The 24,126-nt window shown below is 41.5% G+C and carries 25 protein-coding genes; 19 read left to right on the top strand and 6 right to left on the bottom strand.

All coding sequences use genetic code 11. The annotated features are described in order from the left end of the window. The first annotated feature begins 279 nt into the window (after positions 1–279). Positions 280–1,572: a sensor histidine kinase gene (locus NSS76_RS14920; protein WP_075621907.1), complete on the top strand. Its 1,293-nt coding sequence runs from the start codon at positions 280–282 to the stop codon at positions 1,570–1,572. Here NSS76_RS14920 and NSS76_RS14925 read toward each other — a convergent pair whose 3' ends face one another. Further along, on the bottom strand, positions 1,573–1,749 hold the full coding sequence (locus NSS76_RS14925; RefSeq protein WP_167364633.1) for a hypothetical protein: 177 nt from the start codon (positions 1,747–1,749) through the stop codon (positions 1,573–1,575). A gap of 91 nt (positions 1,750–1,840) precedes the next feature. On the opposite strand from NSS76_RS14925, the gene NSS76_RS14930 reads away from it, so the two are divergent. Then, positions 1,841–2,233 (top strand): kinase-associated lipoprotein B, encoded by a 393-nt coding sequence (locus tag NSS76_RS14930; RefSeq protein ID WP_151039934.1) that lies wholly within the window; start codon positions 1,841–1,843, stop codon positions 2,231–2,233. Here the strand turns inward: NSS76_RS14930 and kapD are convergent. Beyond that, positions 2,230–2,847 (bottom strand): 3'-5' exonuclease KapD, encoded by a 618-nt coding sequence (gene kapD, locus NSS76_RS14935; RefSeq protein WP_133744635.1) that lies wholly within the window; start codon positions 2,845–2,847, stop codon positions 2,230–2,232. The two genes, NSS76_RS14930 and kapD, sit on opposite strands and share 4 nt — an antisense overlap. A gap of 218 nt (positions 2,848–3,065) precedes the next feature. Here kapD and NSS76_RS14940 point away from each other — a divergent pair, with 218 nt between their 5' ends. The 3 genes from NSS76_RS14940 (at position 3,066) to NSS76_RS14950 (ending at position 6,682) form a co-directional block, all read left to right on the top strand. Continuing rightward, positions 3,066–4,244, top strand: coding sequence for an MFS transporter (locus NSS76_RS14940; protein WP_220396324.1), 1,179 nt, complete (start codon positions 3,066–3,068; stop codon positions 4,242–4,244). Positions 4,245–4,351: 107 nt separating this feature from the next. Beyond that, on the top strand, positions 4,352–6,253 hold the full coding sequence (locus tag NSS76_RS14945; RefSeq protein WP_051170126.1) for a transglycosylase domain-containing protein: 1,902 nt from the start codon (positions 4,352–4,354) through the stop codon (positions 6,251–6,253). 18 nt (positions 6,254–6,271) lie between these two features. Further along, complete coding sequence (locus NSS76_RS14950; RefSeq protein WP_024423304.1) at positions 6,272–6,682, top strand: thiol-disulfide oxidoreductase DCC family protein; 411 nt, start codon at positions 6,272–6,274, stop codon at positions 6,680–6,682. 247 nt (positions 6,683–6,929) lie between these two features. On the opposite strand, the gene NSS76_RS14955 is transcribed toward NSS76_RS14950, so the two are convergent. Beyond that, a complete protein-coding gene (locus NSS76_RS14955) occupies positions 6,930–7,487 on the bottom strand; it encodes a YufK family protein (RefSeq protein ID WP_024423305.1) in 558 nt (185 codons plus the stop codon). Between the two features lie 185 nt (positions 7,488–7,672). Here NSS76_RS14955 and malK point away from each other — a divergent pair, with 185 nt between their 5' ends. The 7 genes from malK (at position 7,673) to NSS76_RS14990 (ending at position 16,656) form a co-directional block, all read left to right on the top strand. Further along, complete coding sequence (gene malK / locus NSS76_RS14960; RefSeq protein WP_024423306.1) at positions 7,673–9,271, top strand: malate sensor histidine kinase MalK; 1,599 nt, start codon at positions 7,673–7,675, stop codon at positions 9,269–9,271. Next, positions 9,264–9,971 (top strand): response regulator, encoded by a 708-nt coding sequence (locus tag NSS76_RS14965; protein WP_024423307.1) that lies wholly within the window; start codon positions 9,264–9,266, stop codon positions 9,969–9,971. The genes malK and NSS76_RS14965 overlap by 8 nt, the downstream gene beginning before the upstream one ends. 394 nt (positions 9,972–10,365) lie before the next feature. After that, positions 10,366–11,448, top strand: a complete 1,083-nt coding sequence (locus tag NSS76_RS14970; protein WP_024423308.1) for a BMP family lipoprotein — start codon at positions 10,366–10,368, stop codon at positions 11,446–11,448. A 159-nt stretch (positions 11,449–11,607) separates the two neighbouring features. Then, a complete protein-coding gene (locus NSS76_RS14975) occupies positions 11,608–13,143 on the top strand; it encodes an ABC transporter ATP-binding protein (RefSeq protein WP_133744633.1) in 1,536 nt (511 codons plus the stop codon). Beyond that, the gene (locus NSS76_RS14980; RefSeq protein WP_341082411.1) at positions 13,136–14,182 is read left to right on the top strand and encodes an ABC transporter permease; all 1,047 of its coding nucleotides are present in this window, start codon (positions 13,136–13,138) and stop codon (positions 14,180–14,182) included. The genes NSS76_RS14975 and NSS76_RS14980 overlap by 8 nt, the downstream gene beginning before the upstream one ends. Beyond that, the gene (locus NSS76_RS14985; RefSeq protein ID WP_024423311.1) at positions 14,183–15,142 is read left to right on the top strand and encodes an ABC transporter permease; all 960 of its coding nucleotides are present in this window, start codon (positions 14,183–14,185) and stop codon (positions 15,140–15,142) included. 176 nt (positions 15,143–15,318) lie between these two features. Further along, positions 15,319–16,656, top strand: a complete 1,338-nt coding sequence (locus NSS76_RS14990; RefSeq protein ID WP_206534354.1) for a 2-hydroxycarboxylate transporter family protein — start codon at positions 15,319–15,321, stop codon at positions 16,654–16,656. A gap of 74 nt (positions 16,657–16,730) precedes the next feature. Here NSS76_RS14990 and NSS76_RS14995 read toward each other — a convergent pair whose 3' ends face one another. Continuing rightward, the gene (locus NSS76_RS14995) at positions 16,731–16,940 is read right to left on the bottom strand and encodes a hypothetical protein (protein WP_024423313.1); all 210 of its coding nucleotides are present in this window, start codon (positions 16,938–16,940) and stop codon (positions 16,731–16,733) included. A 219-nt stretch (positions 16,941–17,159) separates the two neighbouring features. Here NSS76_RS14995 and NSS76_RS15000 point away from each other — a divergent pair, with 219 nt between their 5' ends. The 7 genes from NSS76_RS15000 to mnhG are packed head-to-tail and all read left to right on the top strand — an operon-like array spanning position 17,160 to position 22,930. Next, complete coding sequence (locus NSS76_RS15000; protein WP_341082412.1) at positions 17,160–19,565, top strand: Na+/H+ antiporter subunit A; 2,406 nt, start codon at positions 17,160–17,162, stop codon at positions 19,563–19,565. After that, positions 19,562–19,993: a Na(+)/H(+) antiporter subunit B gene (locus NSS76_RS15005; RefSeq protein ID WP_024423315.1), complete on the top strand. Its 432-nt coding sequence runs from the start codon at positions 19,562–19,564 to the stop codon at positions 19,991–19,993. The genes NSS76_RS15000 and NSS76_RS15005 overlap by 4 nt, the downstream gene beginning before the upstream one ends. Then, complete coding sequence (locus NSS76_RS15010; protein ID WP_048237322.1) at positions 19,993–20,334, top strand: Na(+)/H(+) antiporter subunit C; 342 nt, start codon at positions 19,993–19,995, stop codon at positions 20,332–20,334. The genes NSS76_RS15005 and NSS76_RS15010 overlap by 1 nt, the downstream gene beginning before the upstream one ends. Further along, positions 20,327–21,805: a Na+/H+ antiporter subunit D gene (locus tag NSS76_RS15015; protein ID WP_044332445.1), complete on the top strand. Its 1,479-nt coding sequence runs from the start codon at positions 20,327–20,329 to the stop codon at positions 21,803–21,805. The genes NSS76_RS15010 and NSS76_RS15015 overlap by 8 nt, the downstream gene beginning before the upstream one ends. Positions 21,806–21,811: 6 nt before the next feature. After that, positions 21,812–22,291: a Na+/H+ antiporter subunit E gene (locus NSS76_RS15020; protein ID WP_024423318.1), complete on the top strand. Its 480-nt coding sequence runs from the start codon at positions 21,812–21,814 to the stop codon at positions 22,289–22,291. Further along, positions 22,291–22,572 (top strand): Na(+)/H(+) antiporter subunit F1, encoded by a 282-nt coding sequence (locus tag NSS76_RS15025; protein ID WP_024425942.1) that lies wholly within the window; start codon positions 22,291–22,293, stop codon positions 22,570–22,572. Before NSS76_RS15020 ends, NSS76_RS15025 begins: the two co-directional genes overlap by 1 nt. Beyond that, a complete protein-coding gene (mnhG, locus tag NSS76_RS15030) occupies positions 22,556–22,930 on the top strand; it encodes a monovalent cation/H(+) antiporter subunit G (RefSeq protein WP_024423320.1) in 375 nt (124 codons plus the stop codon). The genes NSS76_RS15025 and mnhG overlap by 17 nt, the downstream gene beginning before the upstream one ends. A 92-nt stretch (positions 22,931–23,022) precedes the next feature. On the opposite strand, the gene NSS76_RS15035 is transcribed toward mnhG, so the two are convergent. After that, positions 23,023–23,412 (bottom strand): hotdog fold thioesterase, encoded by a 390-nt coding sequence (locus tag NSS76_RS15035; protein WP_024423321.1) that lies wholly within the window; start codon positions 23,410–23,412, stop codon positions 23,023–23,025. 23 nt (positions 23,413–23,435) lie between these two features. Next, a complete protein-coding gene (locus NSS76_RS15040; protein ID WP_024423322.1) occupies positions 23,436–24,077 on the bottom strand; it encodes a response regulator transcription factor in 642 nt (213 codons plus the stop codon). Positions 24,078–24,126 lie beyond the last annotated feature (49 nt).

Raw genomic sequence — 24,126 nt, forward strand, 5'->3', positions numbered from 1 at the left:
CCTCGCATTCTTTGTCAGTCCTGCGTGCTGGTGCTCACGAATGTCAAATTCGCTCTGCAAAAGTAACTGTCCTTCCTAGATTTCAAAGGTTTTCTAACACGCTGAAAAAAAGAAGACAAAGGGCTAAAATCAAGATCATTTTAGCCCTTTGTCAACAATCTGAGAACATCCTAACGGGTGTTCTTTTTAAAGAAAAAAACCCTCCTTTTATCATATCTACTTTGTACATGAAATGATATAATGAGAGGAATTACAATTATTTACGAGGAGAGCATTTAAATGGAAATGTTCAAGGATTTTCTGCTCCATGTATCTTTTATTCTATTTCCAATCTTTTTATATCATGCGCTATGGTTAAGCCGGACCCCTGCTCATTTCCCAAAAACGAATAAACTGCTCATCACAGTATTCGCATCCATCTCTTCAGCACTATGTATTATGTATCCAGTTGGTTCGATTTTAGATTTGCAGACTGGGCTTCAATCCATTCCCCTTGTGCTTGCTATTTTATACGGAGGATACATGGCGGGGATCGTTGCCATCTTGATAAGCATCATTGTCAAATTCGTGATGTACGGCTCTTTCTTATGGATTGGACTCATCGTTGTCCCAATTTACTTTTTTATCCCATTCCTGTTCTACCGAAAATGGCATCAATATTCGAAGCCAAATAAGCTGTTTTACGGAGTGCTTATCGGTTTATCCAAAGGATTCTTTATTTACATTGGACTGCTTGCGGTCAGCTTAATGGCATACAGCCCAGCTTTTATTATGCAGCAAAAGCTCCTTGAGTTATTTTTCTCAACTCTTTACTACATATTCTTTCTTGTGCTCAGTATCTATTCCATTGAATTCGTTAAGGAAAATGCGGAAATGAGATCGCAGCTTGTCCAGTCAGAAAAACTGACCATTGTAAGTGAACTTGCTGCAAGCGTTGCCCATGAAGTACGCAATCCGCTGACAGTTGTGAGAGGCTTTATTCAATTGCTCTTTTCGAGTGATCATACAAAAGAGCCACCTGCCAATAAAGATTATAAAAATCTCGTTCTGTCCGAGTTAGACCGGGCGCAGGACATTATCACGAGTTATCTTGACATTGCAAAACAAAACTATTATCAAATTGAATCTCTTAATCTCTCTAAATTACTTGAGGAATGTGCATCACTGATGACATCCTATGCGAATTTTAAATCGGTCACGATTCATCAATCCATTGAACCTGACTTATACATTCAAGGTGACGTAACGAAGATCAAGCAAGTCATGATTAATTTAATCAAAAATGCAATTGAAGCAGCTCCTGAACATGAAGGGAAAATTGAACTTTTTGCTTCAAAAGAAAATCATAAAATCTGCCTTTATTTTGTTGATAACGGTGTAGGTATGACAGAAAGTCAGATGAAAAAACTCGGCGAACCCTATTACACCTTGAAAAATAAAGGGACTGGACTTGGGCTGACAGTGACTTTTTCAATTATTGAAAATCACCATGGAACGATTCGTTTCAAAAGCTCGCTGCAGTCTGGAACAACCGTCACCGTGAAATTTCCTGAAGATACAAGAAGAAAATGATTAATCCATTTTTTTTGTTCTTTTTTCTTCTATCCGCTCCTGCTTCTTAGACGCACGAACGATGAGACGAAAACAAATAAACGCAGCAATAAAGAAAATCACCGTGGTGATAGCCGCTGGGATGTACTCCCTTTTATCTTCAGGAAAATATAGTAGAAAAAGTACGATGAATGACATCTCGCCATTCCCCCTTTTGCTCGTTTACTTCACTATATTGGCTAAAAGAAATGAAATACCTTCCTTTGAGAAGGAAATGGAGGAATTTCACATGACAGACATTCAAATTGGACAAGTTGTGAAAGGTTTTTATAAAACAGGTGTATACGTTGGGGAAGTGACAGCAGTGAAACCATCGACCTATCTCGTTCAAGTAAAAGCCGTTCTGACACATCCCACTCAAGGCGACCTGCATCATCCGAAAGAAGCAGACGTGCCTTTTTTCCAAGAAAGGCGGGCTTTGGCCTATAAAGAACAGACAAATATCCCTCATCATATGGTGAAGCCTTATGATGGCGATATCCCTGATTATGAAGAGTCACTGAAAGAAGCTGTAGATAAATTGAAACAAGCACTCCGTGCGGATGATTCCAAATGGGCTGAAAAATCAAGAGCATGCCTATCTTCTCTTGAGAAAGATTATTTTCCAGAAGACGGCCGCTAATCAGCCGAATCAAAAAAATGTGAGAAATCGATCAGCTCACCAATTTTGGTTGTTTGCGGATTTTCCACATAGGCTCTGTCTTTTTCAAAAAGGGTGAACAGCTGATAAGTCGTCATGGCATCATCGAGTGCTTTATGATGCTTACCAGCTCCTTCACTGCCGTATTCCTTTGCTGCTTTTCGAAGCCCTGTCAGTGTGCGGTCACCAAAAAAGGTTTTATATTCAAAGGCCAGGTCCCTCAGCTTCCCCTTAAAAGGAAAGGCAATGTGATTGAGCATACAATTTTGCTTCAATACCTTCATGTCCATGTTGCCCCACGTAATAATTTCACAATTCTCTCCCCCATCAAGTGACACGAGCTTCTCGATAAATTCCTCAAATGAAATTCCGCTCTCTACATCCTCCTGCGTAATTCCGAGGAAAGATTTACAGCGCTTCGTCAGCTTCGGGAACTTTTTCGGTTTGACGTAGCTAGAGAATGAGTCTATGATCGTTTCATCTGCTGCTTTCACTACCCCAGCTTCAATAATTTCAGGAAAAAAATTTTGCGGATGATATTTTCCATCAGGCATCGTAAATTCAAAATCGACCACAAGCACCGTCTTCTGTTCCACCAGTTTCACCTCACTTTTTCGTCAGCTTTTCATTCTCATACCATTATATTAAGACGGACCTTGAAATCACTTCATTTTCGTGAAAATAATGCAGATTCACTATGCCCAACCTATTCATCTGATGAAAGATCGTTTATTTTCCTTTATAATTATTAAGGAACACGAAATAAATAAAGAAGGTGATCTCTATCACAAACAGGAAGAAAAACTTGTACATCATGTGGTTTGTGAACTTTTTTGTATCTGCGAGCATTACAATGATCGTCCCTTTTTTATCACTTTACATAGAATCTCTTGATAGCAGCTATTCAAATGAATTTGTTCAAAGATGGAGCGGCTATGTCTTTGGGGTCACGTTTTTAACGGCCTTCCTGATCTCTCCGATTTGGGGGCGGATTGGCGACCGGCATGGCTATAAAAAGATTTTATTAATTAACGGAATTGGCATCGCCACAAGTATTCTACTAATGGGGCTTGTGCACACTGTGTATCAGCTATTCGCACTAAGGCTCTTCATGGGGCTTGTCACAGGCTTTATCTCGACTTCAATGGCACTGATTTCTGCACAGACCGAAAAGGCAACTGCCGGTAAAACCCTTGGAACGATGCAGATGAGTAATGTTGCCGGAGGATTGTTTGGTCCATTAATGGGTGGATTCATGGCAGACAGCGTCGGATTTATTTATACGTTTTTCCTGACAGCGGCTGTCATTTATGTGTCAGCTATTGTGATTATCTTCGGAGTGAAAGAACAGCCGATCCGGTCAAAAGAAGCAAAGCGTGTTTCTTACTCACGGAAGGATGTACTCTTTCACATTTTCAAACAGCCTTTGCTTGTCGTCACGATGCTTTTAACATTTATTACACAAGTAGGGAACTTTAGCATTCAGCCGCTTTTGGCTTTATACATTCATGATTTACATGGTCCTGTCAATCTCGCTTTTTATGCGGGGCTTGCTTTTTCTGCAACTGGACTTGGCAATTTGCTGTTTACGCGAAAATGGGGAGATCTCGGAGATCGAATTGGTCATGACAAGGTGCTGCTTGCCCTTCTCATCCTCTCCTCTATTTTATTCATCCCGCAAGCGATGGCGGATTCGTACGTCATGTTAGTCATTTTCCGTTTCCTATACGGGATGGCACTTGGCGGAATTATTCCGTGTACGACGGCGTATATCCGGATTAAAGCACCTGCTTCTATGCAAGGAGAAGTGCTCGGATACAATGTCAGCTTCCGCTTTCTTGGGAATGTCGTCGGTCCGGTAATCGGCGGCATTGTGGCGAGTCATTACGGGATTCCAGCTGTCTTTTATGTCACTGCCGGCATTTTTCTGTTTGGCGCGTTATTTTTATGGGCGGTCCGCTCACATGCGAAAACAAAGGAAAGGAGTGTCTGATCATCTTCAGATACTCTTTTTTCTTGCGGAAAAGCCTGATTCACTAGACTTCACGCCCTTTCTTTTCTAAAAATAACCTTCTCGTATCCGCAAAAGAATGGTACGATATGGCTAGAAAATTGAAGAAAGTGAGTGACCTCATGTTTCGTGCAATCATTGGTTGGTTATTACTTGCTGCCCTCATCCCATTATTTGCTCTGACTTTTTATCTATCAAAGGAAGAAGCTGCAAGTGTAAAGCCTGTTAACGAAGTGCTTGATCAAAAAATCAAGCTGGAAAAGATAGATTTTTCCCAAAACAGTTATATGTATGACCGGGATGGTTCTCTTATCTCCGAGATCGTCTCAAACGATGAGAACCGAGTGTTCGTGAAATACGATAACATTCCTGAACCTGTGAAGGAGCTGTTCCTTCGTTCAGAGGACCGCAACTTCTATGACCATAAGGGAATTGACTTTATGGGAGTTGTTCGTGCCCTTGCTGCAAATGTCAAAAACCATGGCATCAGCCAAGGAGCGAGTACGATCACACAGCAGCTGTCCCGCAACTTATATTTAAGCCATGAACGTTCGTTCAGCCGAAAGTTTACGGAGCTGCTCTATTCCTATGAACTTGAGCGAAAATTCTCGAAGGATGAAATTCTCGAAAGCTATTTAAATACGATTTATTTCAGTAATGGTGTTTACGGTGTCGGTTCTGCGGCTAATTACTATTTTGATAAGCCGCTTAGTTCTTTAACACTTGCCCAAATGGCATTTATCTCTGCTATTCCAAACAACCCAACACTGTATGACCCATTAAAACAGTTCAAGCACACAAAGAAACGCCAAGAACGACTGCTTGGTATTTTGAAGAAAGATGGCGTCATCACCAAAAAACAATACAAAAAAGCCGTCAAAGAAAAAATCAGCCTTTCTTTAAGTGAAAAGAAAAACCTATACCCTGACTATGTGACATATGCCAATGAAGAGTTTACAGATCTTGTGTCTGATCAGGAGGGCTTTACAAAACGATTGAAGAAAGCCAAAACAGCTGAAGCGAAAAAGGCGATTCAAAAGGAATTATCTGAAAAGGTCAGTGCCCTGCTCCAGGATGGTGTGAAAATTTATACGGCGCTTGATCCTTCCTTACAGCAAAGAGCCGTCTATCAGCTCAATGCTCAATTGCCTTATCAAGGTGTGGAAGGCGGATCAGCCGTCATTAATCATGAAACGCATCAAATTGTTGCACTTGCTGGCGGGAAAAACTATAAGAAATTTGATTTTAACTACGCTTATCAAGCGCAAAGACAGCCTGGTTCTGCGATTAAGCCGCTTTTAGACTATGCGCCTTATATTGATCAAACCGGTGCAACGGCTTCAAGCACCATCAGTGCCGGCAAGTTTTGCAGCAGTGGATACTGTCCGCAGAACTATAATCATAAAACGTATGGAACAGTCACACTTGAAACAGCCTTTAAAAATTCTTACAATACCCCTGCGATCCGAATGCTGGATACAGTGGGTGTCAAAAAAGGCTTCAGCTATTTAGAGAAGTTCTCATTCCAGCATATCGTAGCGGATGATTACCGCCTTCCTTCTGCACTTGGCGGATTTACGAAAGGCTTCTCACCGCTAGAAATAACAGATGCATATACCGTCTTTGGCAACCAAGGAGCCTACACACAAAGTCATTCGATCACAAAAGTGACAGACTTAAACGGTAAGACCCTTTACAAGTGGAAAGAGTCGCCAAAGCAAGTATATTCTCAGCGTACAAATGAAACGATGCGTAAGCTGCTTACCTCTGTTGTGAAGAGTGGGACAGGGAAAAAAGCGAATTTCAACGCCCCTTACATCGGTGGGAAAACAGGGACATCCAATGACTACAAAGATATTTGGTTTGTGGGACTGACAGATCAGTACACAATGGGTGTATGGGTTGGAAGAGATAGAGGAACGGTGGAATCGATTTATCATTCAAGCCCGCACTTACGTATTTGGAAAAATACGATGCAATACGCCAGATAAACAGGAGGTTTGATTGCGATGCATTCAACACATCCACCCCATTTAATCTTATTTGACGGTGTCTGCAACGTGTGCAGCGGCGCTGTTCAATTTGTGATTAAGCGCGATCCGAATGAACGGATGATGTTCGCTTCCTTACAATCAGATACAGGACAGCGTATTTTAAAGGAAAACGGTTTGCCTTTAGATGAGTTCAATTCATTCATTTATATCGAAAAAGGGACCCTTTATACGAAATCAACAGGCATCTTAAAAGCCGCGCGGCATTTAAAAGGGATATACAGATGGAGCTTTTTACTCCTTGCCATACCTCGCCCAATCCGTGATTGGTTTTATCAGTTGATAGCAAAAAATCGCTACAAATGGTTTGGTCAAAAAACATCTTGTATGATGCCTACACCCGATATTCAAAAACGGTTTCTTTCATAAAAAAAAGCATCCTCCATCATCGGAGGATGCTCAGATTGTTGAAAAAGAGCTAAAATGATCTTTATTTTAGCTCTTTTTCTTCTTTTCAGCGTGACCTGAAAACCTTTGCAGTCTAGGAAGGACGAGCACCGAAGCGGAGCGAATTTAACATTCGTGAGCATCGGCGCGCAGAACTGACAACGAATGCAAGGGTTTGTCTAAACGCTGAAAGCATCCTCCATCATCGGAGGATGCTTTCTTTGTCTGCTTATGAAGGCAGACTTGCCATCACACTGTTATAAAGCTTAATAAATAAGTACAAAATACCGATCAAAAACGTCGCCCAAAACAGCAGAATAAACATCATAAATCCAATCAAATTCAGCATAGAAAGCGATTGATAAATGCGAACCACAACCCAGATAAAATAGACAAGACTTGCTAATGCAAAAAGTCCGACTAGCAGAATGAGCTGCTGCGTCAACAGAAATGCTAGCAAGCTGGCAAATAAATAAACAACGGATGCAATCCGAATTTTCTTTAAGTTCTCCCCTTCAGGGTCCTTAGCGAAAAAGAGTAACGCCAGCTCTAATACCGTATCTGCAATCAGTTTTAAGGCAGATAAGATCATAAAATAAACAAGTGCAAAAGCAGCAAAGAGAGCAAGACGAATGCCCTGTTCTGAGAAAAATTCCAGCATTCCTTTTAAAATGCCTGCTTGAGTCAAGAAATCAGTCGTGATACCTACTGTGAAAATCGAAAAAGCAGAGCTGAATAGTAAAATTGAAATCAGCGGAAAATATCCAGTCAAATATGTATTTTTCATAAATAGATCCTTTCTCATAAGCTCACATTTATTATGGCTCACTTAAAACAGATTGACAAGATGCTTTCAAAGTAAACTGACAGCAAAATCAAATTTATGATTTTGCACGTACATTCCTTCACAAACTTACATTTTCCCGTTAAAGTATTACTGTTACGAAAAAATCGTGCGTTAGGGGTATACTCGTGAAAAAAACTTTAAGACTGCAAACACGGCTGACGATCTTTGTGTGTATCGTTGTCCTGATCTCCCTTTGTATCACATTCTTTACGATATGGTCGGAAACAGCCAAGAACATCCATCAGCAGGAGCGTGACATTGCTCTCTCTACTGCCAAAATGGTCGCAGAGGCACCGATTACAGCACAATCATTAGAAGATCATTCATATTCCGCATTACGAAAATATACAACAAGTGTTCAGCAAATCACCAAAACCGAATTCGTTGTCGTCATGGATATGAACGGTATCCGCAAAACACACCCGAATCCGCAGAAAATTGGAAAGCGGTTTGCCGGCGGTGATGAAAAAGCAGCATTACAGGGAAAAGAACATATTAGTACGGCTTCTGGTACACTCGGCAGATCCATGCGTGCTTTTGTTCCTGTTTATGATCAAAATGGTAAGCAGCTCGGGGCTGTAGCCGTAGGAATTACGTTAAAGGAAATTGACTTGATTATTCATCAAAGCTTACTTCCACTCTACTTCGTCACATCACTCAGCCTTCTATCTGGCATCATCGGAGCACTCATTGTGGCAAGAAAAGTGAAGAAGATTATGTTTGGACTTGAGCCGGATGAGATCGCCACATTGTTAAAAGAACGAAGTGCCATGCTAGAATCAACAAAAGAAGGGATTCTGGCCGTCGATCAGCACGGTAAAATCAAACTGGCCAATGCAGAGGCCAAACGGCTCTTTCATAATATGGGCATTATGGTTGATCCTAGAGAACAAGATGTTCAAACTCTCCTCCCTTCAAGCGGCTTAAAACAGGTCATTGAAACACGCAAGCCGCTGCTTGATCGTGACGTGAGAATGAATGGACTGGAGCTCGTCTTTAATGAAGTGCCAATTACGGTAAAAGGTGAAATTGTCGGAGCCATCGCCACCTTCCGTGACAAAACAGAAGTGAAACATCTGGCTGAGCAGCTTAGCGGGGTCAAAATGTATGCGAATGCGCTCCGTGCCCAGTCCCATGAATTTATGAACAAGCTTCATGTCATTTTAGGTTTGGTCCAGCTCAAAAACTACGATGATCTTGGCACCTACATCAAAGATATTGCAATTTATCAGCAAACGGAAACAAATGAAATCATCAACCATGTGAAAAACTCTGTTTTAGCAGGATTTTTACTAGGAAAACAAAGCTATATCAGGGAACAAGGCGCTGCCTTAGAGGTTATTTGCAGCACACAAGTGCCAAATACGGAGGACCCGGCAGTGACGCATGATCTCATTACCGTGATTGGCAACTTGTTAAATAACGCACTCGATGCTGTTTCACATACTGATACGAAAAACATCTCGATCTCCTTCAGATACGTCCATGAGCAGCTCCACATTGAAATCACGGACACAGGTGTTGGTCTCACGAAAGAAGAACAAGACATCATGTTTGATCAAGGCTTTTCAACTAAAGGAGAAGACCGAGGGTTCGGACTCTACTTCGTTGACCAAAGCATCAAGAAATTGAACGGACATATGATTGTCACGAGTGAAAAAGGAGAAGGAACGACCTTTAGTCTCCGCATTCCGTATAAACAAAAGGAGGATTCACATGATTAATGTGTTAATAGTAGAAGATGATCCAATGGTTGGGGAGCTGAACAAACGCTACCTGACCCAAATCGACGGCTTTGAGTTAAAGGGGATTGCCACCTCCTTTCAGCAGGCACTTGAAGTGTTAAAAACAGAAGTCATTCACCTCGTACTGCTCGATATTTATATGCCTGGACAAAATGGACTGGCATTACTAACAGAAATTCGCCAGCAGAATCATGCCGTTGATGTCATTGTCATTTCGGCTGCAAATGAAGTCGATGTTGTACAGCAAACGATGCGAAACGGAGCAGTTGATTATTTAATTAAGCCGTTTGAGTTCGAACGATTCCAATCAGCACTGGCAGAGTATAAACGGAAACACGCCCTGTATCAATCCATGAACAGCATTTCGCAAAATGATTTAGATGCGAAGCTTTTTCATAAAAAAGCAGAGGCGGAAAAAGTCCTCCTGCCAAAAGGACTGACCAAAAGCACACTTAAACTCATCTGGACAAGCATTCAATCATTTGGCCAGCAGGCTTTCACAACCGAAGACCTAGCCAATCATACAGAAATCTCTCAAGTCTCCATTAGAAAATACTTGAAATTCCTTGAGGATATCGAAGTGGTGGATGTTGAAATGGCATATGGGACAATAGGACGTCCTGTTTTCCAATATAAACTGAACACGAGCAATATGAATTTGATTCAGCAATATCTTTAAAATACTACATCTGACCTTTCACAAAGGCCAGATGTTTTTTTATGGCATACGATGTAACAAACCCCTTGATATCAGTGGTTCTGCTGTAGCGGAGCACATCACAAAAGCGGCATTATATCATATTTCAGCAGATAAAAAGACATCAAATAAAGCCATTTAACATTTTTTTAAAAATAAAACAAATTTCTATTTATTTATTCGATCGGAAATGATAAATTATGATTGATTAGTTCAACGAGATATAAGTCTGATGTCTTACATCTTCTCTCCTGCCCTCCATAAGTTTCATGAGAAAGCAGGATAAAATACCCTCTTCAGAAGGGTGAGAAGAGATAGATCGGTCTTTTTTCGCGAGACTTTTCTGAAACTTTTAAATTTTATAGGGGGTTATGTTTTGAAGAAGCGCAAAATTGGACTAGCATTGTCCTTAGTCGTAGCAGCAGGAACCATCCTTGGAGCATGCGGCAACTCTGGCTCAAACAGCGGTGAAAGCAAAAAAGATAAAGATCAATTCACTGTTGCAATGGTAACTGATGTCGGTGGTGTCGATGACAAATCGTTTAACCAATCAGCTTGGGAAGGTTTACAAGCATTTGGGAAAGACAACAATCTAAAAAAAGGTAAAAACGGCTTTGATTACTTACAATCTAAATCAGATGCTGACTATACAACAAACTTAAATACACTTGCTCGTGAGAAATTCGACCTGATTTACGGAATTGGTTTCTTAATGGAAGATGCAATTTCTGAAATTGCGGATCAACGTAAGAAAAACCACTTTGCGATCGTTGATGCAGTCGTGAAAAAAGACAACGTAGCCAGCATTGTATTTAACGAAAACGAAGGATCATTCCTTGTGGGTGTTGCGGCTGCTCTTTCTACAAAATCAAACAAAATTGGATTCGTCGGCGGCGTTGATTCTGAATTAGTCAGAAAATTCGAAGTTGGCTTCCGCGCAGGTGTTGAAGCAGCTAACCCGAAAGCAAAAGTTGAAGTGAAATATGCCGGTGCATTCGATAAGGCTGACATCGGGAAAGCAACAGCTGAAAGCATGTACAAATCTGGCGTCGACATCATCTATCATGCTGCTGGCGGCACTGGAACTGGTGTCTTCACAGAAGCGAAAAACCTGAAAAAAGCGGATCCTAACCGTAAAGTTTGGGTTATCGGTGTAGATAAAGACCAGTATGACGAAGGAAAAGTACCTGGAACAAAACAAAGTGTCACCCTTACTTCTATGGTTAAGAAAGTAGACACAGCGGTACAAGACTTAACAACGAAAGCAAAAGATGGTAAGTTCCCTGGCGGCGAAGTGATCACATACGGTCTGAAAGAAGGCGCTCTTGACATTTCTCCATCTAAGGAAAACCTTGATAAAGATGTATTAAAGAAAGTTGAAGAATGGAAACAAAAAATCATCAAGGGTGAAGTGAAAATCCCTGCAACACGTGATGAACTAAAAGATTTTAAAGCTTAATTTGAGCAGCGGGATAAGCGCGCCTTATCCCCTTGCCTCTCCTTTACCTCCTCTTTATTCGTAAAAGGTGGTAAAAGAAAAGCTGCAGCCTCGTTTTGCAGCTTTTCTTTTGCTAGTTTTTATCTTCATCAGCACCCTAAAAAAGGAGCGGTTAAACCTGTGGATTATGTCATTGAAATGTTGAATATACGCAAAGAATTCCCTGGCATTGTAGCAAACGACAACATTACGCTGCAGCTAAAAAAGGGCGAAATTCATGCGCTGCTTGGTGAAAACGGCGCTGGAAAATCAACGCTCATGAACGTGCTTTTCGGACTGTACCAGCCTGAAAAAGGTGAAATCAAGGTACACGGAAAACCTGTGACCATCTCTAGTCCAAATGATGCTAGTGATTTAGGCATCGGAATGGTGCATCAGCACTTTATGCTTGTCGATACCTTCACTGTCGCTGAAAACATCATTTTAGGTAAAGAGCCCAAGAAGTTTGGAAAGATTGACAAAGAACAAGCCATACAGCAAGTACAAGAGCTTTCTGACCGCTATGGTTTGAAAATAGATCCTGCCGCAAAAGTATCTGACATCTCTGTCGGCATGCAGCAGCGTGCAGAAATCTTAAAAACACTTTACCGCGGCGCTGACATTTTGATCTTCGACGAACCAACGGCCGTTTTAACACCTCAAGAAATCAAAGAACTCATACAAATTATGAAAAACTTAATCAATGAAGGCAAATCCATTATTTTAATCACCCATAAGCTGAAAGAAATTATGGATGCCTGTCATCGCGTGACCATTATCCGAAAAGGCCAAGGCATTCGTACACTTGATGTGGAAAGCACAAATAAAGACGAACTTGCAAGCCTCATGGTTGGCCGTGAAGTGTCATTTAAAACAGACAAAAAAGCTGCTTCTCCTGCTGAGGAGGTTCTTCAAATTCAAGACCTCACAGTAAAAGACGCCAGAGGAATTGAAGCGGTCCAACAGTTGAACCTCTCAGTGAAGGCTGGCGAAATTGTCGGAATTGCTGGGGTAGATGGCAATGGCCAGTCTGAATTAATTGAAGCCATTACCGGTCTAAAAAAATCAGAATCTGGCACAATCATGCTAAACGGGAAAGCCATTCAAAATCTCCCGCCTCGCAAAGTGACCGAATCTGGGATTGGACATATTCCTCAGGATCGTCATAAACATGGACTTGTACTCGATTTTTCAATTGGAGAAAACATTTCCTTACAATCGTATTATCAGCGTCCTTATTCAAAATTCGGCTTATTGAATATGAAAAATATTTATCAAAAAGCAAAACGAATCATTGCGGAATATGACGTCAGAACACCGAGTGAATATACAGAAGCGCGCGCGCTGTCAGGCGGTAACCAGCAAAAAGCCATTATCGGCCGTGAAGTTGACCGCAATCCTGATTTATTAATTGCCGCTCAGCCGACACGAGGACTTGATGTTGGTGCGATTGAATTTGTTCATAAACGTCTAATCGAGCAAAGAGACGCAGGCAAAGCTGTTTTGCTCATCTCCTTTGAGCTTGATGAAATTATCAATGTCAGTGATAAGATCGCTGTTATTTTCGAAGGCAGCATTGTCGCCATTGTTGATCCAAAAGAAACAACAGAGCAAGAGCTTGGTCTATTAATGGCTGGAAGTACGCAACAGGAAGTGGGGAAAGAAGCAAATGTCTAATCGCTTAACAAATCTGCTGATTCCGCTTATAGCCATTGTACTTGGTCTTTTGGTTGGGGCCATTATTATGCTGGCAAGCGGTTATAGTGTCATCGAAGGCTATAGCGCCCTTTGGAATGGCGTTTTCGGTGAAACCTATTATATGGGAGAAACCATCAGGCAAGTGACACCTTATATATTATCAGGTCTTGCTGTTGCCTTTGCATTTCGGACAGGCCTGTTTAATATCGGTGTAGAAGGTCAAATGCTTGTTGGCTGGGTAGCTGCTGTATGGATTGGAACAACTGTCCATGCACCTATGTATATTCATCTGCTGCTTGCACTCATCACCGCTGCTGCTGCAGGTGCTTTATGGGGCTTTATTCCTGGTTTTTTAAAAGCTCGTTTTTATGTGCATGAGGTCATCGTTACTATCATGATGAACTACATTGCCCTTCATGTCACAAACTATTTAATCTCAAATGTCTTAACAGATAATAAAGATAAAACAGATAAAATCGATGCCACTGCCTCGCTCCGCTCTGGATTTTTTGAGCAGATCACTGATTTTTCCCGAATGCATAACGGTATTTTTGTTGCCATTATTGCTGCGGTCGTGATGTGGATCATTATTCAAAAAACGTCTAAAGGGTTTGAATTACGAGCAGTTGGAATGAACCAGCAGGCATCACAGTATGCTGGCATGAACGTTCGCCGCAATATCATTTATGCGATGCTTATTTCAGGTGCTTTTGCAGGTCTTGCAGGCGCTATGGAAGGTCTTGGTACATTTGAATATGCCTCTATTAAAGGCTCATTTACAGGCGTAGGTTTTGATGGAATTGCCGTCGCTTTATTAGGTGGAAATACGGCTGTTGGTGTTGTCCTTGCTGCATTATTGCTTGGTGGATTGAAGGTCGGTGCATTAAATATGCCGCTTGAATCAGGCGTACCGACTGAGGTTGTTGATATTGTCATTGCGATCATCATTCTTTTCGTCGCCTCAAGCTATATTATCCGTCTTGTGATTCAACAAATGAAGAAAAAGGGGGGAAAATAAGTGGGATTTCTGCAAATACTTGAAATCATCGTCCCAGCTACACTTGTTTATGCTGCACCACTTATTTTAACCGCTCTTGGAGGCGTCTTTTCAGAAAGATCAGGTGTTGTCAATATCGGTCTTGAAGGGTTGATGGTCGTCGGAGCATTTTCCAGTATTATCTTTAACTTATTTTTTGCTGATACGTTTGGAGCCTTGACCCCGTGGCTTGGGCTTCTCGTCGGAATGGCCGTTGGCGGATTGTTCTCACTGATTCATGCAGTGGCGACCATTACCTTCCGAGCTGATCAAACGGTCAGTGGTGTGGCGATTAACATGCTGGCACTTGGCGCTACATTGTTTGTCGTCAAACTGATTTATGGGAAAGCACAAACTGATAAAATTACAGAGCCTTTCTATAAAGGAGATATCCCCCTTTTAAGTGACATTCCGATCATTGGTGATATTTTCTTTAAAGATGTTTATTATACGTCTATACTCGCCTTAGCTCTTGCGGTTGTTGCTTGGTTTGTTTTATTTAAAATGCCGTTTGGTCTTCGTCTTCGTGCAGTCGGAGAGCATCCAATGGCAGCTGATACAATGGGTATCAAAGTGTATCGGATGCGTTACATCGCTGTTTTCATTAGTGGACTGTTTGGCGGTCTTGGCGGAGCTGTTTATGCCTCAACGATCGCGCTAGATTTCTCACATGCCACCATTACTGGACAAGGCTTCATCGCACTAGCTGCGCTTGTATTTGGTAAATGGCATCCATTTGGCGCAATGGGCGCTGCTTTATTCTTTGGATTTGCTCAAAGTTTAAGCATCATTGGCTCTCTCCTGCCGCTGTTCCAAGATATACCGAATGTGTATATGCTCATAGCACCATATGTGCTCACCATTTTAGCACTTACTGGCTTCATCGGACGTGCCGATGCACCGAAAGCACTTGGTACGCCTTATCTAAAAGGAAAACGATAAATACGATGTATGATCAATCCCCTGAAGGACAAACTACCTTCAGGGGATTTTTGTATGATAAAAAACTCAAAAACTCCTGTTTATTTTACTTTTATTACACTTATTTTAGTTTAATAAATAGATGAGTGTCACAGAATCTTCTACAATTGAGACAAATAGCATTTGGGGGTGTTTATGTGGCTAATGCACAACAATTGAAATCGATTACAGACGATTCTGACAATAATAAAAGCGTTTTCCGTAAGATCATGTCTTGGAAAATTGGTGTTATTGATCTACCTGTGTATTTAGTACTTGCAGCGATTATTTTAACTGCCGCTTATTTTAATAAAATTCCAGCAAATATGCTTGGTGGTTTCGCTGTTATTATGATTTTGGGGATTTTCCTTGGAGATGTAGGACAACGTATTCCAATCTTAAAAGATATTGGTGGACCGGCGATTCTTTCTTTATTCGTACCATCGTTCCTGGTCTTTTTTAATGTTCTGAATCCGAACTCATTGGAAGCGGTTACGTCTCTTATGAAAACGTCGAACTTCCTTTACTTCTATATCTCTGCTCTTGTAGTAGGTAGTATTCTTGGGATGCAGCGAACTATTTTAGTACAAGGCCTTATTCGTATGTTTGTTCCTCTCGTTGCAGGTACAATTGCAGCTGTGAGTGCTGGTATCCTTGTTGGCCTTTTAGTTGGTTACACACCGCATCATTCATTCTTCTTTATTATTGTACCGATTATTGCCGGTGGTGTTGGAGAAGGGATTTTGCCATTATCTATCGCTTATTCACAAATTCTTGATGTATCAGCAGAGTCATTAATTTCTCAATTAATTCCTGCGGCTGTCATTGGGAACGTCATTGCCATTATCTGTGCTGGCGCATTGAAGAAGCTTGGTGAAAAACGTCCTGAACTAAACGGAAATGGCCGTCTTGTGAAATCTAAAGAAGCAAACGAAATTTTCGAGCAGCCAGATTTGGATGCAAAAGTTGATTTCGGGTTAATGGGTGCTGGTGTACTTGTTGCTTGTACAACCTTCATCTTTGGTGGTTTGTTAGAAAGCTTTGTTCATATTCCAGGTCCAATCTTAATGATTGTTCTTGCCGCTTTAATCAAATACTTAAACGTGATGCCTCAACATCTTCAAAACGGCTCACAACAGTTCTACAAGTTTGTATCAAAAAGCTTTACATGGCCGCTGATGGTTGGTCTTGGTATTCTATACATTCCACTTGATGATGTAGCAACTGTCATCTCGATTCCATTCGTATGCGTATGTATCGCTGTTGTACTCGCAATGGTTGGTTCTGGTTACTTCGTTGGAAAACTAATGAACATGTATCCAGTAGAATCTGCTATTGTCACTGGCTGTCACAGCGGACTTGGCGGTACTGGTGACGTTGCAATTCTTTCAGCTTCTGGAAGAATGGGTCTTATGCCTTTCGCACAAGTATCTACACGACTTGGCGGAGCAGCAACTGTTATCTGTGCAACGATCTTACTCAGAGTGTTTAGTTAAACTACCACACATAAAAAGCATGGGCTCTCACATGGGCCCATGCTTTTTTTATATTTCTTTTCTCCTATAGGATCTTATTCATCAGCTAATACAATTCGTAAATATTCCCTGGGCTGAAAAGGATACAGCTTGGTTTCTTGATAGCTCATGTGAAGAAGATGCTCAGAAAACAGCGGCCATTCACTCCCGGCCTGCCACCTTTTTTGATCATTTCGGTCAATCAAGAATGCTCCTCCTAAAATCGTGCAGAATAGGCTTAAGCTGATGGCGATCTTTCGTTTCATTTGATCAGCTCCTTTAAGAAAAGCATGTACGAAAAACAAAACAATATACAATGAGTATCATTTTTGATAAAATTATTTTTGTGGTCAAAAGAACCTAAAACAAATACAGTTTGCTTGAAATCGTTTCAAACCAATGCACTATGGCTGTATTTACGCTATAATTTTAATTACCAGTTCTTTAGAACGTGAATTTATATTGATCAAAGGAGGTTCATTTTCTTGCAGCTTATTCACTTCGCCATCCTATCACCTTTTTTACTCGCTTTTGTTGTACCTTTCCTTTACAAATATGTGAGGCGTATACATACAGGATGGTTTGTTCTCATCTTGCCGATTCTTTTATTTACCTATTTCATCCAAATGTTACACATCACTTCGAATGGACGAACGCTTTTCTCACAGGCTGAATGGATTCCATCTTTAGGGATGAATTTCACTGTGTATGTCGATGGTCTCAGCCTGTTATTTGCTTTATTAATTACAGGTATCGGCTCACTAGTGGTGCTGTACAGTATTTTCTACTTATCAAAGGAAAAAGAACAGCTTGGCTCTTTCTACACGTATTTGCTCATGTTTATGACCGCGATGCTGGGTGTCGTTCTTTCTGACAACATGGTGGTTTTATACTTGTTTTGGGAGTTAACGAGTATCTCTTCCTTCCTCTTAATTGGGTATTGGTATAAGCGGGAGCGCTCTAGATATGGAGCAACGAAATCACTGCTTATTACTGTTTTTGGCGGATTAGCTATGCTTGGTGGCTTCATCCTCATTTACCTGATTACTGATTCATTCAGTATTCGTGAAGCAGTCAATCAGCTTCAGCTCATTATGGCATCACCTTACTTTATCCCTGCCATGATCCTAATCATACTAGGTGCCTTTACGAAATCAGCGCAGTTCCCATTCTATATCTGGCTGCCTGATGCAATGGAAGCACCGACCCCTGTGAGCAGTTATCTGCATTCTGCTACGATGGTGAAAGCCGGTATTTATCTTGTTGCGCGCTTCAGTCCAATCTTTGCTATATCAGAGGTATGGTTCTGGACCATTTCCATCGTTGGGCTTGTCACATTATTCTGGGGATCATTCCACGCCGTCCGGCAAAACGATTTGAAAGCCATTCTGGCCTATTCGACAGTGAGCCAGCTCGGCATGATTATGCTCATGCTTGGCGTCGGTGCAGCTGCAATTCATGAAAACAATCCTGCCTTTTTTGGTGCAGCCGTTCTTGCAGCTATTTTTCACCTCATTAACCATGCTACGTTTAAAGGCAGTCTCTTTATGGCAGCTGGTATTATCGATCATGAAACAGGGACTCGTGACATTCGGAAATTAGGCGGATTAATGACGATCATGCCGATTACCTTCACAATTACGTTAATCGGTACATTTTCAATGGCCGGATTACCGCCATTTAACGGTTTCTTAAGTAAAGAGCTATTTTTCACAAGTATGATACGGATTTCTGATATCAGCTTTACAGACGTTTCAACATGGGGTGCCATCTTCCCAGCACTCGCTTGGCTCGCTAGTGTCTTTACGTTCATTTATAGTATGATGCTCCTCTTTAAAACGTTTAGAGGCCGTCTGAATATAGACCAATTGGAGAAAAAACCGCATGAAGCACCGATCGGCATGCTCATTCCGCCCATCATTCTAGCTGCACTTGTGGTCACCTTCTTCTTTTTCCCTAATATTCTTGCCTATTCTGTCATCGAACCTGCAATGGCGGCGATCATTCCTGAAGCGATTGAAACAGGAAGCCGTTTTTCTGTGAAAATTGAAGCATGGCATGGCTTCCAGCCAGAACTCTATATGACAATAGGTGTTGTTGTACTCGGCACAATCGGCTACTTGACGCTTTCAAAATGGCGTCCAATGTACAACATCTTTAAGGAAAAGTGGTCATTTAACGCTTTATACGACCGCTCTCTTATCGGTTTAGAAAAAGGTTCATACCGCCTGACAAACAGTTATATGACTGGTTTTCTTCGTGACTATCTTGTCTATGTGTTTGGGTTCATGATTATCGTCATTGGCGGCGTGATGTTTTATCAGCAGGCCTTTTCATTTCAAACTGATCAGGCTGCCTCAATTGGCACGTATGAGGTGATTCTTTCACTTGTGATGGTGGCGGCGACGATTGCCACAGTATTCGCAAGTTCACGATTAACAGCTATTATTGCACTAGGTGTCATGGGCTACACGCTGTCATTATTCTTCGTGATTTTCAGAGCACCTGACCTTGCGCTGACGCAGCTGATTATTGAAACGATTTCTGTTGCACTGTTTTTGCTTTGCTTCTATCATTTGCCGAAGCTGAGCTTAAAGCAAAAAACAAGAAGATTCAAAATGACCAATTTCATCATTTCATTAGGTGTTGGGGTTGTTGTCACTTGTCTAGCTTTCGCTTCCACAAGTCAGCAGTCCCTTGACACCATTTCAACTTACTTTATTGAAAACAGCTACAAACTTGCTGGCGGTGACAATATTGTCAATGTCATTCTTGTAGATTTCAGGGGTTTTGATACCCTTTTTGAAATTACCGTGCTCGCCATTGCGGCACTTGGTATTTATGGGTTATTAAAAACGCAAACAAAACGGAAGAGAGGTGCGCGGCGATGAGAAAGATTGATACGAATGATATGCTTTTGCAAGTCACAACAAAAATCACAGCATTCATCATCTTGCTTTTCTCCCTTCACCTATTTCTTGCGGGGCATAACAATCCTGGCGGCGGATTCATTGGCGGGCTGATGAGTGCTGCGGCTGTCGTTCTTCTGCTTTTAGCCTATGATCTGAAGACAGTAAGACGCATTTTGCCATTTGATTTTATTTATGTAACTGGAGCCGGTTTGCTTGTTGCAATCCTGACCGGTATGGGATCCTTTCTATTCGGTGCACCTTTTCTATCCCATGCATTTGATTATTTCCAATTACCGTTTTTAGGGAAAACAGAACTGGCGACAGCCGTCCTGTTTGATATCGGTGTGTATTTGGTTGTTGTCGGTGTCACCATGACCATTATTCAAATGATTGGAGAGAAGGAATAATGGAATTTCTAATGTCTATTATCGTCGGAATTATTTTTATGGCGGCGACCTATTTGATGCTGTCAAAGAGCCTTCTGCGGGTCATCGTCGGTACTGCTGTTTTGAGTCACGGCGTCCACTTGCTTCTTTTAACAATGGGCGGTTTAAAAAAAGGAGCGCCTCCCGTTCTAAAAGAGGGAATCACATCCTATGTGGATCCATTGCCACAAGCATTAATTTTAACAGCCATTGTCATTGCTTTTGGTGTGACATCCTTATTACTTGTCATGGCCTTCCGTGCCTTCCAAGAGCTGCGAACAGATGACATGGATCAAATGAGAGGAAATGATCAGCATGAATAATCTCGTGATCCTGCCTATATTAATTCCATTACTAGCTGCTACACTATTGATCTTTATGAATAAAAACATCATGCTGTCAAGAGTCTTTAGTGTCTTGGCATCTCTTTCAGCCATTATATGTAATGCATATTTGGTTCAAACGATTTTCACAAATGGGATACAAACCCTTTATTTGGGCGGCTGGAAAGCGCCATTTGGGATTGCCCTTGTGGCCGATCAATTTGCTGCACTCCTTGTGCTGACCGCTTCCGTTGTCGGGCTTGTGACAGTCCTCTTCTCCTTTCAAACGATTGGGAAAGAAAGAGAGCGGCTCTTCTATTATTCTGGCGTACAGTTTTTGTTAGCTGGCGTGAGCGGAGCCTTTTTAACGGGAGATATTTTCAACCTGTTTGTATTCTTTGAGTTACTGCTGATGGCATCTTATATGCTTATTGTATTAGGCGGATCAAAGCCTCAGCTTCGTGAATCACTCAAATATATTGTGTTTAATATCATCTCGTCGGCCTTATTTATTGTCGGAGTCGCCTGTTTATATGCAGTGACGGGTACGCTCAATATGGCTGATTTAAGTGTGAAAATAGCTGAATCAGGACAAACAGGGCTAATCACTGTTATTTCCATCCTGTTCCTCATTGTATTCGGCTTAAAAGCTGGGATTTTCCCGCTTTATTTCTGGCTGCCAGGATCGTATCACGCGCCTCCAGCAGCGATTTCAGCTCTATTTGGGGCTTTGCTCACTAAGGTTGGCTTATATGCGATCGCAAGAGTCTTTACATTAATTTTTATACACGATACAGGCTTCACCCATACACTCATGGCGTGGCTTGCCGCACTGACGGTGATATTCGGTGTGATAGGCTCGATCGCCTATTCTGATGTGCAAAAGATCGTGATTTATAACATTGTCACAGCTGTTGGGGTCATTTTGTTTGGATTTGCAGCCAACACACCTGCATCACTCCAAGGTGCCATTTATTATCTCATTCACGACATGGTGATCAAAGGGGCTTTATTTATGCTGGCAGGTGCCCTCTTTGTGTATGCTGGTACAAATCAACTGAAAAAAATGGGCGGACTAATTCAATCCCAGCCTCTATTAGGATGGATGTTTTTCATATCGGCTTTATCGCTTGCAGGAATTCCGCCGCTGAGTGGCTTTGTTGGTAAACTAAAAATTGTGGAAGGTGGATTTTCTGCTGGATATATGACGTTTTCTATCTTGGTCTTACTGTCCAGCCTCCTTGTCCTCTACTCTATTATGAAGATTTTCATGTCCGCATTTTGGGGCGAGGAACAGGATATGCGAAGAAGAAAGCCGTCAATTAAAGGAATGGTGTATCCTGGCGTACTGCTTGTCGTCTTATCGCTTGCCATTGGGTTAGGAACTGAGTTCATTGCCCCTTATATCAATCAAGCAGCAGAAATGCTCTCTACACCAGAAAAATATATTCAAGCTGTGCTGAAGGAGTAGATGAACATGGCCTTTCAAATATTACTAAACGCACTCCTCGCCTTTACATGGATGTTTATGAATGATACATACAGAGCCGCAGACTTTGTATCAGGTTTTGCATTAGGGATGATTGCCATTTTTATGCTGCGTCGATTTTTCCCGCAGCGTTTTTACGGCTATGCCCTTTATGCAATTTTCAAGTTGATCATCATTTTCATTCGCGAGCTGCTTCTTGCCAATTTAAGTGTATTAAAGACTGTATTATCTCCAAAGCTCAAGATTAAGCCCGGTATTTTCGCCTTTCGTACGGACTTGAAAACAGATTGGGAAATCACCATACTGTCAAATATGATTACATTGACACCAGGTACATTAGTAATTGATATTTCCGATGATCGGTCCATTTTATACATTCATGCGATGGATATTGAAGATGCTGAAAAAGCCATTCACGATATCCGGGTTTCATTTGAAAAAGCGATTCAGGAGGTGAGCGGTAAGTAATGGAACTCATTTTGCAAATGTCACTTGGCATTCTTGCACTGTCTACTTTGCTTTTTGTGATACGAGTGATCAAAGGTCCCTCTATTCCTGATCGTGTAAGTGCACTTGATGCGATAGGAATCAATTTAATTGGGATGACAGCCATCGTTTCAATTTTACTGAAAACCACTGCATTCTTTGAAATTATTTTACTGCTCGGCATCCTTGCCTTTATCGGTACTGTCGCTTTTTCCAAATTCCTTGAGAAAGGGGAAGTGATTGAAAATGATCGTCATCGCTAAAGCCATCGTGATTTTCTTTATCCTGCTAGGCGCTATCCTTTGTTTGATTTCAGCCATTGGTGTCCTTCGCCTGCCGGATGTTTACACACGTATGCATGCTGCATCAAAAGCATCGACCCTTGGCGTTGTTCTGATTTTAGTAGGTGTGTTTTTTCACGAATGGTTTCTTGCAGGCGTTATTTCTGCAAAAATCCTTCTCGGCATCGTATTTATCTTCCTGACAGCACCAGTCGGCGCACACTTAATCGGAAGAGCCGCCTACAATACTGGTGTGAAGCTCGACAAACGCAGTGTCCAAGATGATTATGGCGGTTTCCGTAACTTTGTGATTAAGCGAAAAGAAGATTCTTATTTATAAGCAGCGAAAAAAATGGCCTGACATGTTAGGCCATTCTTTTTTTATCGCTCAACGCGCATATAAAAAAAGCTTCCGCTGCACCGGGAGCTTTTTTATATGCGATCAATGACAGCAAGTGTGCATCTTGACGTACAGATGTGCCGGTCTCGATCATCTTTTATATCGATTTGAAATACCATTGTACGCCGTCCTACATGTACAGGAACAGCTGTCGCTGTCACAACTCCATCGCGTACAGATTTTAAATGATTGGCATTGATTTCAATACCTGAGCAAACTTGCTGCGTTAAGTCTAAATGAGCCGCAGCCCCCATGCTCGCCACTGTTTCTGCTAGAGCAGCAGATGCTCCTCCGTGCAGCAGTCCAAATGGCTGTTTTGTTCTGTGATCGACTGGCATTGTTGCAACGCATCGTGATTTATTGCACTCTACAATTTCAATGCCTAGTGCCTCAAGCAGTGTATTTGATCCGCTCACATCCATTAAGGCCCTCTCCCTTCACACGTTTACAGCACACTTTCAGACTTGGCAATTAACACCGCTTCTGTACGAGATCCAACATTCAGCTTATTAAAGATGGATGTCAAACTGTACTCAATTGACCGTTTGCTCAAATGAAGCACATCGGCAATCTCCTGGTTCGTGTATCCTTTTTCTACTTCTCTAAGGATCAAACACTCCCGTTCGGTTAAGAGATCGTGATCAGTCTGCTGCGCCTGTTCTGGCTTTTCTTGCTGCTGTGAAATTAATTTCTTTAAATAGGACAGCTGAATGACAACTTCCCCTTGCAATGTCCGGTGTATGTATTCAATAATTTTGTCTTTCGTCTCTGTTTTGCTAATTGCACCGTGTAATCCAGCCCGAATAGCCTCTTCAAAATAATCATCTACTTCATACCCTGTATAAATGATAATTTTCACTTGATGGTTGGTTTCTAAAATTTGTTTCGCAATGTCCATTCCATTGATATCCCCGAGATTTAAATCCATTAAAATCACATCATAGATGGAAAAGTCATGCGTCTTTAAAAAGGCGGCTTCTGCATCAGGACTTAAACAATCGACTGATAGCTGCTGGTCTGATTCTAATATGCTTTTTGTCCCTTCCATGACAGCCGGATGATCATCAATGACCAATATCTTCTTCATGTCTTCCTCCCTTTAAATCACTCACTTCCATTTTATATAAAAGACTTGG

Source organism: Bacillus sp. FSL R5-0654 (assembly GCF_038008745.1).
In the GTDB taxonomy this organism is placed as follows: domain Bacteria; phylum Bacillota; class Bacilli; order Bacillales; family Bacillaceae; genus Bacillus; species Bacillus safensis.